This is a genomic window from Caryophanon latum (assembly GCF_001700325.1).
In the GTDB taxonomy this organism is placed as follows: domain Bacteria; phylum Bacillota; class Bacilli; order Bacillales_A; family Planococcaceae; genus Caryophanon; species Caryophanon latum.
This window is the reverse complement of record NZ_MATO01000011.1, coordinates 1-11,983: the sequence shown is the minus strand read 5'-3', so window position 1 is coordinate 11,983 and position 11,983 is coordinate 1. Positions and strand designations below refer to the sequence as shown.

9 protein-coding genes are annotated in these 11,983 nt (G+C 47.8%); all 9 read left to right on the top strand.

Going from position 1 to position 11,983, the window contains the following annotated elements; all coding sequences use genetic code 11:
- Position 1 precedes the first annotated feature (1 nt).
- The 9 genes from A6K76_RS02665 (at position 2) to A6K76_RS02625 (ending at position 11,878) form a co-directional block, all read left to right on the top strand.
- On the top strand, positions 2-808 hold the full coding sequence (locus tag A6K76_RS02665) for an enoyl-CoA hydratase/isomerase family protein (protein ID WP_083995232.1): 807 nt from the start codon (positions 2-4) through the stop codon (positions 806-808).
- A complete protein-coding gene (locus A6K76_RS02660) occupies positions 774-2,195 on the top strand; it encodes an MmgE/PrpD family protein (RefSeq protein ID WP_066461825.1) in 1,422 nt (473 codons plus the stop codon). The genes A6K76_RS02665 and A6K76_RS02660 overlap by 35 nt, the downstream gene beginning before the upstream one ends.
- Before the next feature lie 14 nt (positions 2,196-2,209).
- The gene (locus A6K76_RS02655) at positions 2,210-3,043 is read left to right on the top strand and encodes a fumarylacetoacetate hydrolase family protein (protein WP_066461823.1); all 834 of its coding nucleotides are present in this window, start codon (positions 2,210-2,212) and stop codon (positions 3,041-3,043) included.
- Positions 3,044-3,124: 81 nt separating this feature from the next.
- A complete protein-coding gene (locus tag A6K76_RS02650) occupies positions 3,125-4,267 on the top strand; it encodes a cupin domain-containing protein (protein WP_066461819.1) in 1,143 nt (380 codons plus the stop codon).
- Between the two features lie 18 nt (positions 4,268-4,285).
- Entirely contained in the window at positions 4,286-5,467 is a 1,182-nt protein-coding gene (locus tag A6K76_RS02645; protein WP_066461817.1) for an FAD-dependent monooxygenase, read from the top strand.
- Positions 5,468-5,637: 170 nt separating this feature from the next.
- Positions 5,638-6,849, top strand: a complete 1,212-nt coding sequence (locus A6K76_RS02640) for a CaiB/BaiF CoA transferase family protein (protein ID WP_066461816.1) — start codon at positions 5,638-5,640, stop codon at positions 6,847-6,849.
- A gap of 11 nt (positions 6,850-6,860) precedes the next feature.
- A complete protein-coding gene (locus A6K76_RS02635) occupies positions 6,861-7,796 on the top strand; it encodes a hydroxymethylglutaryl-CoA lyase (RefSeq protein WP_066461814.1) in 936 nt (311 codons plus the stop codon).
- Between the two features lie 11 nt (positions 7,797-7,807).
- Positions 7,808-10,396 carry an aconitate hydratase AcnA gene (acnA, locus tag A6K76_RS02630; protein ID WP_066461812.1) on the top strand — a complete coding sequence of 863 codons (2,589 nt, stop codon included), beginning with the start codon at positions 7,808-7,810 and terminating at the stop codon, positions 10,394-10,396.
- 18 nt (positions 10,397-10,414) lie between these two features.
- On the top strand, positions 10,415-11,878 hold the full coding sequence (locus tag A6K76_RS02625; protein WP_066461809.1) for an aldehyde dehydrogenase family protein: 1,464 nt from the start codon (positions 10,415-10,417) through the stop codon (positions 11,876-11,878).
- Positions 11,879-11,983: the final 105 nt, after the last annotated feature.

Below are 11,983 nucleotides of genomic sequence, written 5' to 3'. Positions count from 1 at the left end.
CATGACAGTCGATACACAAACGTTCGAAACGTTAAAAGTTGAGTTTCTCGGAGAAGACCAAGAAGTATTAGTCGTGACGTTAAACCGTCCAGACGTGATGAACGCGATGAACACAAAAATGCTAGAAGAAAGACTGGCGTTGTTCCGCGAGCAGGCGTATAACGAAACACTTCGATGCATCGTCATTACAGGCGCTGGTGATAAAGCGTTTAGTGCAGGTGGCGATTTAAAAGAGCGCAACGGCATGGGTAACAACTCATGGAAGCGCCAACACCAAATTATTGAAGATTTAGTGCTGCTAACGCGTGACTTCCCGGTGCCAATCATCGCAGCGGTTGAAGGCTACGCATTAGCAGGTGGTTGTGAGTTGGCATTATCAAGCGACTTCATCATCGCTTCAGAAACGGCAGTATTCGGTTTATCAGAGGCGCTGCGTGGCATTTTACCAGGCGGTGGTGGCTTACAAAACTTAGCGCGTGCAATCGGTGTACGCCGAGCGAAGGAAGTCATTTACACAGGTCGCAAGCTAAACGCGGAATTAGCGTACGAGTGGGGTCTTGTAAACGAAGTCGTACCAAAAGGTCAAGCAAAAGATAAGGCGATCGAAATTGCGTTTAAAATCGCGGCAAGTGCACCAATGGCTGTACGCGCAGCGAAAGTATCAATCAACAACGGCTCAGAAACGGACTACCATAGTGCGTATGCGTTAGACATCGCGGCATACAACTTATTAGTAACTTCTGAAGATCGCCTGGAGGGGGTTGCGGCTTTCAATGAAAAACGTAAACCAAATTGGCAGTGTAAATAACGACGTCATGGATCGACTTGTCGCGTTCATTACAACGACGACGTACGCTTCACTCCCAGCTGAAATGATTACGCTAGCAAAGCAGGCAATGATCGATACACTCGGTGTGTCGATTGCCGGCTGGCGCGAGGACGCGGTACAAAAAACGATTGCGGTGTACGGCGAACAAGCTGGTAACGCTTCGTTATTTGCCCAGGCGAAAAAGACGTCTGAGGAAAATGCGGCACTCATTAACGGAACGGCAACGCACGTACTCGATTACGACGATGCATCTGCTGGTGTGATCATACACCCGAGCGCACCGATTTTAGCAGCTATTACACCTGTAGCAGAGCGATTACAAAGCTCTGGGCAAGACGTTATTACGGCGTATGCGATTGGTACAGAAGTGATGATCCGCATCGGTGAAATCATGGGTGTGCAACATTACCGTCTCGGCTGGCATGCGACCGACACACTTGGGACGGTCGGTGCAGCGTCGGCGTGTGCATACTTAGAACACTTAAATGATGAGCAATGTGCACATGCGATTGCGATTGCAGCGTCGATGAGCGGCGGCTTACAAAAAAACTTCGGTTCGATGACGAAACCGCTGCACGTCGGACTTGCCGCATCGCATGGCATTCAAGCCGTAAAGCTCGCACATGCTGGCTTTACAGGCAATACAAACATCTTTAAAGATCGCGGCTTTTTCTTAGCGTACGGCGGCATGACCGAGCAAGACGTCATTGCCAAACAAGCGACACTCCAGTTCGGGTCTCCGTATGACTTACTTACAAGTTTAGCGGTCAAAAAATTCCCGTGCTGCTTTGCGACACATCGCTTCATTCATGGCATGCAGCTACTGAAAACGCAGCACAACTTAACGCTAGATGACATTGAAGCAATCGTACTTCATGCGCAGTCTCGCAGCTTACTACCACTTGTACACCATCGTCCGAAAACAGGCTTACAAGGAAAGTTTAGCGCACAATATACCGTGCTTGCGGCGCTTGTCGATGAGCAAGTGACGTTAACGAGCTTTACAGACGAGCAAGTGCAGCGCCCGCACCTTCAGCAAGCATTTGAAAAGGTGAGCGTGCACGTGTTAGAAGAACCTGAAACACCAGTAGAAGGGCTATTACCTGTGACGCTTCACATTCATGCGCGCGGCGAAGTGTACAAGCTAAGCGTACCGATCGCACCAGGGTCGGTTGAACTTCCACTTTCAGCAGACGAGCACCGCGAAAAATGGGTGAGCTGCTTACATTATTACGCACCGGACGTACCGGCAAGCCAATTTTCTCAACGTTATGATGATGGGATGGCATTGGAGACAATTGCACGATTTAGCGACTGGCTTCAAGCGGTGCACGACGCGGTAGAAACACCATTACTGAAACATTAGGAGGCACTATACTTATGAAAATTGCAGTGTTTAATGAAAATCAAGTTGGCGTCATTAACGGCGACAATGTAGTCGATATTACAGAATTAACAGGCTGGAACAAGGAAGAGCCACAGCGTTCACTTGTACAGCTAATGAAAAACTTCAACGACTTAAAGCCAAAAATTGAAGAAGGCTTAGCAACATGCCCTTCATATCCAGTAAATGATGTAGCGTTACGTGCACCAGTGCCAAATCCAAGCAAAATCGTCGCTGCACCGATCAACTACATTTTGCATAAGGAAGAAATGAACACAGCGTTAACAGTTGACCGTTTAGGTTTCTTCTTAAAATCACCATCTTCTATTATCGGACCAAACGACACGGTGTTATTACCGTTCAAAGACCGCCGCGTTGATCACGAAGCAGAAATCGCATTCGTTATCGGCAAAGAAGCGAAAGACGTAAAAGCAGAAGATGCAGCAGATTACATTTTCGGTTACTTAGCGTTAATGGACATTACCGTACGCGGGAAAGAAGATCGTCCTTGGCGTAAATCGTTCGATACGTTCACACCAATTGGACCGTGGATCGTAACGAACGATGAAGTAGAAGATCCAAATAAGCTACAAATGAACCTTTGGGTAAACGAAGAAATTCGTCAATCAGCGAACACGAGCGACTTAATTTATGACTGCTATAAGTTTTTAGAAGCTGCTTCAAGCGTTATGACACTGCTTCCTGGTGACATTGTGACAACAGGAACTCCAGAAGGCGTAGCACCGATTGTACAAGGTGACACAGTGCGCATTCATATCGAGCGCATCGGTGAGTTTTCTGTCAGCGTAGACTACAAGCCAGGTATTTAATTGCACGACGTGATCGCTAGTTGCTTTATATAGCGACTAGCCGTCACATCAAAACTACTTATACGAAAGTGAGGAAATACGATGTCAGAACATAAATTAGAGCAACAATGGACACCGGAATTACTAGAGTTTCACGAGGAGTTACAATCAAAAAATATGGGGCCACTTTGGGCGTCTGTGTTTAGTTCATCACAGCCAACACCACGTGCCATTCCTTACTTATGGAAAAAGCAATTAATTTTAGACATGTTAGAAAAAGCGAAAAACTTACTGCAAGTTGGTACAGGGTCAATTGATCGCCGCGCCGTATACTTAGTAAACCCAGGCATGAAATACTTACAACCACACGGCTGGGGCGGGGCAACACAAACGCTTTACGCCGCTGTACAAGCATTAAACCCAGGTGAGATCGCACCGCCACACCGTCATATGACATCAGCGCTACGCTTCATTATGGAAGGAAAAGGCGCATCAGGTGTTGTAAACGGCGTGAAATACAACTTCGAGCCAGGTGATTATGTCATTACGCCTGAATGGTGCTGGCATGACCATATTAACGAAGGCGACGAAACTGTACTTTGGATGGACTGCTTAGACATTCCGTTCACGTCAGCGTTAACGAGCTCATTCTTTGAAATGTACCCAGCAAGCCAGCAGCCAATCGACTTCCCAGAAGATTACGGCACAAAACGTTACGCAGGTGGTATGGTTCGTCCGATTTCAGATCGTAAGCCATCACCAGCGCCACTTGGTCGTTACACATGGGATTTAACGAAGCAAGCAATCGATGGACAATCACAATTTGAGCCAGATCCATATGACGGTTTTGCGGTAGAGTACATTAACCCATCAACAGGTAAAGATGCAAATGGACGCATCGGTGCACGTATGCAAGGCTTACCAGTCGGCTTCAAAGGGAAAGCACACCGCCATACGCACAGCTCTGTATACGTTGTGCATAAAGGGAAAGGCTACACAGTAATCAATGGTGAGCGCTTCGATTGGGAAGCAGGCGATTTCTTCGTCGTACCAGTATGGGCAGTGCATGAGCATGTAAATACATCAGAAACAGAAGAAGCGTTTTTATTCTCAACAAACGATTTACCAATCATGGAGTTATTCGGCTTCGAGCGTGAAGAAGCGTACAGCGAAAATGAAGGCTACCAAGTGATTGAAAAAGTGTTTGAGCCGGAATTTGCGGAAGGCTCTGTCGTAATTAAATAACAACGTGGGGTGAATTGGATGGGAAATGTGGAAGAAGTAATTGTCATCGGTGGCGGTATCGGTGGCTTAGCAGCAGCTTACGGCATTGCGAAGCTCGGTAAACGCGTCACGGTGCTAGAGCAAGCGCAGCAATTTGGCGAAGTCGGTGCAGGCTTACAAGTTGGACCAAACGGCTTACGTGCATTAGATGAGCTTGGCGTACTAGAGGACGTATACAAATTAGCGGTATTCCCGCGCAAGCATATTTTTATGGACGCATTAGGCGGTACGGAATTATCAGCAGTGGAGTTTGGCGACAAATTCAAGGAAAGCTTTGGCTATCCGTACATCGTAATCCACCGCTCAGACTTGCACCACGTATTACTGGAGCATTGCCGTACATTATCGAACATTACGTTTTTAACGAATCATAAAGTAACGAACGTTGAGGAGCATGCGGACTTTGTCGAGTTAACATGTGCAAACGGCGAAACGTTACGCGCAGAAGCAGTTGTTGGCGCAGATGGCATTCACTCAGCTGCACGTAAACTATTTACGCAAGCGGGTCCTGTGCCATCAAAATACGTCGCATATCGCTTCACTGTACCGATGGATGAAATGACGATCGACATTGACTGGGATGAAAAGTTAACGTGGATCGGTCCTGGCATCCACTTAGTGCAATACCCAGTGCGTCATAAAAGCGTCATTAACCAAGTAGCCGTATTCAAAAGCTACCGTTACAACGCAGAATCAGATGATTGGGGCTCAATCGATGAGCTTCGTGAAATGTTTAAAGATTGCTGCCCAACGATTCAAGAGTCGCTGAAATTCGTGCAAGAAGGCTTCGTATCTAAGCTGCACGATATCGAGTCACTTGATCAATGGTCAACAAATCGCGTGACGCTGCTAGGTGATAGCGCCCATGCGATGCTGCAATATTTAGCACAAGGCGCATGCCAAGCGTTAGAAGATGCCGCTTGTTTAGTTGATAAGCTACGCAGCACATCATCTGTTGCAGCGGCCTTTAAGGAATATGAGGAAGAACGTATTCCACGTACAGCGCAAGTACAACGCGGTGCACGTAAATGGGGCGAAATTAAGCACGCCGAGGATGAAGTGACACGCTTACTACGCGACACGATCATGCTCAACCGTCGTCCAGACGATTACACTTATTTAGAGTGGTTATACAAAGAACGAAAAACAGCGTCTGTTTAAGACATATCACGATAAATAAGCGAGAAGACTATATTCTGTTACGCAAGGATATAGTCTTTTCTTTGTCTTTATTCATAAGTGACGTAAGCGTTCATGCAGCTCTTACAACCTTATTCAATTCAACTAAACAGCAGTTAACATATTATCTCAATACAAAGGACGTGGGAATTGTGACAGTTCAACAAAAAAGAGGGGCATTAGATGGCATTCGCATACTCGACTTATCAACCGTTATTGCGGCTCCATTTGGCGCAACATTACTCGGTGACTTCGGAGCAGAAGTCATTAAAGTCGAAATGCCAGGCGTAGGAGACCCACTGCGCAACTTAGGACCGTATTACGAAGGGGAAGGGCTGCGCTGGTCAGGCATTGCCCGCAATAAAAAATCATTAACGCTCGATTTGCGCCAAGAAAAAGGAAAAGAAATTTTAAAGGAGCTTGTGAAGCAGTCAGATGTAGTCATCGAAAACTTCCGCACAGGCACGCTTGAAAAATGGGGCATCGGCTATGAGGCGCTAAAGGAAGTGAATCCAGAGCTCATTATGGTACGTGTAACAGGCTACGGGCAAACAGGACCGTACGCGCATAAAGCAGGGTTCGGTACACCAGCTACCGCGTTCAGTGGTTTCACGTACTTACACGGCTACCCAGATCGCCCACCAATTAGCCCATCGTTTTCATTAACCGATTACGTAACAGGTATTTACGTAGCGTTTGCGACGATGACGGCATTGTATTACCGCGACTGTCAAGAAGACGGCGTTGGACAATCGGTCGATGTGAGCTTATATGAGTCGATGTTCCGCATGCTTGAGTTTTTAGTGACGGATTACGACCAAACAGGGCACATTAAAGAACGTTCACCAGGCTTAAGCGGTCACTCAGCGCCGGCTGGTAACTTTTTAACGAAAGACGGCAGCTGGATTATTTTAGTGACGAGCTCAGATAAAACGTTTGAGCGTCTTGCACATGCGATGGAGCGTGCGGACATGTTAACGGACCCGCGCTACCATACGAACTCAGAGCGCTTACAACGATTTGATGAAGTAAACGGCATCGTCGCAGATTGGGTGAAAACGAAAACGAAAGACGAGCTGCAAACATATTTAGATGAGTGCGGCGTACCGATGAGCCCAATTTACAGCATTGAAGATATTTTCAACGACCCACAATATAAAGCGCGCGAAAACATCGTCGAGGTGAAGCACCCACGTTTAGGCAAAGTGAAAATTCCAGGCGTCGTGCCGAAGTTTTCGGAAACACCAGGCTCGATTCGCGATATCGCACCAGACTTAGGCGACCATAACGACGAAATTTTACATGGCTTACTCGGCTATAGCGAAGAAGAAATTGCCGAGCTAAAAGCACAAAACATTATTTAGGAGGGCTTCTCATGTCAGATGCAGTATTTTTAACAGAAGTATGCTCACGCGACGGCTTCCAAAGCATTCGCGAGTGGATTCCAACTGAGGTAAAAGTCGAAATCGTCAACGCGTTGATCGACTGTGGCTACAAGCAAGTTGAAGTGACGTCGTTCGTGCACCCACGAGCAATTCCACAGCTAAAGGACGCAGACGACGTGCTCGCACAAGTGAAGAGACGAGATGGCGTCACGTTTCGTGCGCTTGTACCGAACGTGCGCGGCTTAGAACGAGCAATTAACGCAGGCGTACATAAAGCAAAGCTCATGTTGTCGGCGTCTGATTCGCACAGCATTAGCAACGCCAACTGTACGACAGAAGAAGCGCTTACGCAGTTTGAGCCACTCATTGAACGCGCAAAAGAAAGCGACATTGAAATTGCTGGCTCGATCTCGGTTGCGTTCGGTTGTCCGTACGAAGGCGACGTACCAGTGGAGCGTCTCATTATGATTTGTGAGCGCTACGCATCGTTTGGCATTGAGGAAGTGTCACTTGCCGATACGACAGGTATGGCAAACCCAGCGCAAATTAAACGCACTGTACGCGAATTAACACAACGCTTCCCGCAGCTTGTATTCACGCTACATTTACACAATACGCGCGGCATGGCATTTGCGAACGCAGTAGCTGGCTACGAGGAAGGTATTCGCCACTTTGATAGTTCAACAGGTGGCTTAGGAGGTTGCCCGTACGCACCTGGTGCAAGTGGTAACATCGCATCGGAAGATTTAATTCACGGCTTTGAAGCGATGGGCATTCCAACGAACGTATCACTGGACCGTGTACTTGAAACAGCACGCCTCATTCAGCAACATTTGCCGAGCCACATCGATAGCTTCGTGTTAAAAGCAGGTAAAAGCAGCGATTTATCAGAGCGACCTGCTGAGCAAGTGAAAGTGGAATCATAGGAGGTGGCGCGATGTATGAGACGACAAATGGCAAGCTCACTTTTCATAGCGTCGAGCATGCCGCACAAGCTGCAGGCATTGCGCTCGCGAAGCTGCCATACACTTTAAAAATCATCATCGAGTCATTGCTTCGAAACGCACAAACGTTAAACATGAGCGACGATGAATGCATCCTATTGCTTCAGCGCATCGCTGCACGCGAGGCAATCGACATTCCGATTTTGCCAACGCGCGTCATTATGCAAGATGCATCTGGTGTACCAGCGCTCGTTGATTTAGTGACGTTACGTGAGCAGCTCGCGCGTGACGGGGTAGACCCAGCAACTGTAAACCCTGTTATTCCAGTAGCGCTCGTCATTGACCATTCCGTACAAGTCGATACGTTTGGTCATGCCGATGCGTTCGCTGAAAACGTCGCACAAGAATATGCACGCAATGAGGAGCGCTACACCTTTTTAAAATGGGCACAGCAAGCATTTCAAAACGTCGCGATCGTGCCACCTGCAAACGGCATCATTCATCAAGTCAACATCGAATATTTAACGCACGTCGTCGCAACGAACGACCGCGGTATCGCGCACCCTGAGCTTGTCATTGGCACCGATTCGCATACGACGATGGTCAATGCGCTCGGCGTACTCGGCTGGGGCGTTGGTGGCATCGAAGCAGAAGCTGCCATGATGGGTGTTGCAACGAGCATGACGTTACCAAAAGTCGTTGGCGTGAAGCTTATCGGTGAACTACAAACGGGCGTAACAGCAACAGACATCGCTTTAACGATTACCGAAACACTCCGTAAAGCGAACGTCGTCGGCAAGTTTGTCGAATATTTCGGTGATGTGCATGCGCTCAGTGTACCCGATCGTGCGACGATTGCGAACATGGCTCCAGAATACGGCGCAACATGTGGCTTCTTCCCAGTCGATGATGCGACGCTCGCCTTTTTACGTTTAACAGGTAAAGATGACGATACAGTTGCGCGCGTAAAAGCGTATTGCCAAACGCAGCACTTACTGTATGATGCGACGACGGAACCGACGTATGAGCAAGTCATTACGATTGATTTACGTCAAATCGAACCGAGCGTAGCAGGACCAAAACGCCCGCAAGACCGCCTCGCACTATCTGCAGTGAAGGAGCAATTTGAGCAAACGAACAAAGAAGTTATCGTGCGGGGTGAAACGTTAACAGATGGCTCCGTTGTGATCGCGGCTATTACGAGCTGCACGAACACGTCAAACCCATACAATATGATCGCCGCTGGAATACTGGCGAAGCGTGCTGTCGAACAGGGCTTAACGGTGAATAAAACGATTCAAACGAGCTTAGCACCTGGCTCAAAAGTTGTCACAAGCTATTTAACGAAAGCTGGGTTACTGCCCTATTTAGAGCAGCTCGGCTTCTATATTACCGGCTACGGCTGCTCCGTATGCGTCGGTAATACCGGAGAATTAGCGCAGGACGTTTCAGAGGCGATCACGAATGAATCGTTATCTGTCGCGGCTGTATTAAGTGGCAACCGCAACTTTGAAGGTCGTATTCATCGCCTCGTGAAATCGAATTATTTAGCATCACCACCGCTCGTTATTGCGTACGCATTAGCAGGCACGATGCACATCGATTTAACGAGCGAGCCAATTGCGTACGATACGACTGGACAAACCGTATACTTACGTGATCTTTGGCCGACAAATGACGAAGTCGAAGCTGTCATTGCCGATACGGTGACGCGCACATTATTTACAGAAGCGTACGACGGCGTATTACAAGGCGATGCAGCGTGGCAAGCATTACCGTATGAGGCGACACAAACATTTACGTGGAATCCGCAATCGACGTATTTCAAACCGTCACCATTTTTCGAACACGACACGTCCGCGCAGCAAATCAACAATGCACGCGTATTACTAAAGCTCGGCGACTCGATTACGACTGACCATATTTCACCAGTTGGACATATTGAGGAGCATAGCGCAACAGGGCATTATTTGAAGCAAATCGGCGTAGCATATGAACACTTTAATTCATACGGCGCACGTCGCGGCAACTTTGAAGCGTTAGTGCGCGGCACGTTCGCCCACCCACGATTGCAAAATGCACTAAGTACAGAGCAAGGTGGCTACACACGTCACATTCCAAGTAGCGAGCAATTAACCGTATACGATGCATCACAGCGTTATCGTGAAACAAATACACCACTAATTGTACTTGCTGGCAAAGAATACGGCACAGGTAGCGCGCGCGACTGGGCAGCAAAAGGCACGTATTTACTCGGTGTGAAAGCAGTGATTGCGGAAAGTTTCGAGCGCATTCACCGCAGCAACTTAGCGATGATGGGCATTATTCCACTTCAGTTTGAACATGGCGAAAGCGCACAAACGTATGCTTTAACAGGTGAGGAAACATTTACGATTGTACTTCCTGACACATTGCAACCAAAACAAACCGTTCAAGCCGCGATCATTCGTCCAAACGGCGATGCACTAACGATTAGCTTGCACCTTCGCTTAGATACACAGCTTGAAATTGATTTATATAAACAGCGCGGCATTTTCCAAGCGATTTATGCAGCACGTAAGCAGCACGCACTGAACTACTAATTGAAATGAGGGATCGACATGGAACAATTAGCACAGCAGCAATTCACAAAGCAGTTTATTAACGGTGAATGGAAAGACGGCTCAAGTACAAAAAGCATTACGAGCTACAACCCATACAATGGCGAGGAGCTTGTCACAATTCAAGCGGCGAACCAACAAGATTTAGATGACGCATACGAAGCAGCAGCACGCGCACAAAAAGTATGGGAAGCAACACCGCTCGTTGAAAAGCAGCAACGTTTTGAGCAGCTTGTCGCTGTTTTACAAAGCAAACGTGAACTCATCATCGACTGGCTCATTAACGAAGCAGGCGGCACGAAGCTAAAAGCAACGTCGGAGTTCAACTCAGCGTTGCGCATCGTCAAAGAATCGGCGAGCTTTTTAACACGTTTAACAGGGCAAATTTTACCGTCGTACGTGCCGAATAAGGAAAACCGCGTATACCGTACTGCAAAAGGTGTGATCGGCGTCATCGGCCCATGGAACTTCCCATTTTTATTATCGATGCGCTCAATTGCCCCAGCGATCGCAACAGGTAACGGCGTTGTTATTAAACCAGCGTCGGACACACCGGTCACATCAGGCTTATTGTTCGGTGAAATTTTTGAGGAGGCAGGCTTCCCAGCAGGACTTGTCAACGTCATCGTCGGGCGCGGCTCAGAAATTGGCGATGCGTTCGTACAGCACCCAATTCCAAGCTTAATTTCGTTCACCGGTTCAACAGAAGTAGGTCGTCGCATCGGTGAGCTTGCAGGCTACCACTTAAAAGATGTCGCGCTTGAGCTTGGTGGCAACAACGTCATGGTCGTGTTAAAAGACGCGAACATCGAGCGTGCAGCACGTGCAGCGGCATTCGGTAAGTTCATGCACCAAGGTCAAATTTGCATGGCGCTCAACCGCATTATTGTAGAAAAAGACGTGCATGACGAATTCGTAGAGGCCTTCACAGCGATCGTCAGCAAACTAAAAGTTGGTGACCCACATGATGACGCGACGTTTATCGGACCGCTCATTAACCGCGAGCAAGTCGATCGCATTTTAGTGGACGTCGAAGCGAGCATTCAGCAAGGTGCACATGTCCAACTACAAGGTACAGTGAACGGCTGCGTGCTCACACCGACGATTTTAACGAACGTGAAAAACGACATGCCGATTGCGAGCAACGAAATTTTCGGCCCAGTCGCATGCATCATTCAAGCAGACGACGAAGCACAAGCGATCGCCATTGCGAACGATTCTCCATACGGCTTAACAGGCTCGATCTTTACCGAAAACTTACACCATGGTGTCGAACTCGCGAAGCAAATTAAATCAGGCATGGTACACATTAACGACCAGTCTGTAAACGACGAAGCACACGTGCCATTTGGTGGCGAAAAAGATTCAGGTGTCGGTCGCTTCAACGGCGAATGGGCAATTGATAAATTTACAACAGTGAAATGGATTGGCGTACAAAACGGCTACCGCGAATACCCGTTATAATCAAAAAAGCACAAACGTTGACTTAACAGCGTTTGTGCTTTTTCATATGTTGCACCAAGCTTGTTGATTAGCCATTCAACTGGCAGTTCGCGTATTGCGGCTCGC

Coding starts and splice junctions, on each gene's coding strand:
- A6K76_RS02660 (WP_066461825.1), top strand. CDS start 774: ATGAAAAACGTAAACCAAATTGGCAGTGTAAATAACGACGTCATGGAT.
- A6K76_RS02655 (WP_066461823.1), top strand. CDS start 2,210: ATGAAAATTGCAGTGTTTAATGAAAATCAAGTTGGCGTCATTAACGGC.
- A6K76_RS02650 (WP_066461819.1), top strand. CDS start 3,125: ATGTCAGAACATAAATTAGAGCAACAATGGACACCGGAATTACTAGAG.
- A6K76_RS02665 (WP_083995232.1), top strand. CDS start 2: ATGACAGTCGATACACAAACGTTCGAAACGTTAAAAGTTGAGTTTCTC.
- A6K76_RS02645 (WP_066461817.1), top strand. CDS start 4,286: ATGGGAAATGTGGAAGAAGTAATTGTCATCGGTGGCGGTATCGGTGGC.
- acnA (WP_066461812.1), top strand. CDS start 7,808: ATGTATGAGACGACAAATGGCAAGCTCACTTTTCATAGCGTCGAGCAT.
- A6K76_RS02625 (WP_066461809.1), top strand. CDS start 10,415: ATGGAACAATTAGCACAGCAGCAATTCACAAAGCAGTTTATTAACGGT.
- A6K76_RS02635 (WP_066461814.1), top strand. CDS start 6,861: ATGTCAGATGCAGTATTTTTAACAGAAGTATGCTCACGCGACGGCTTC.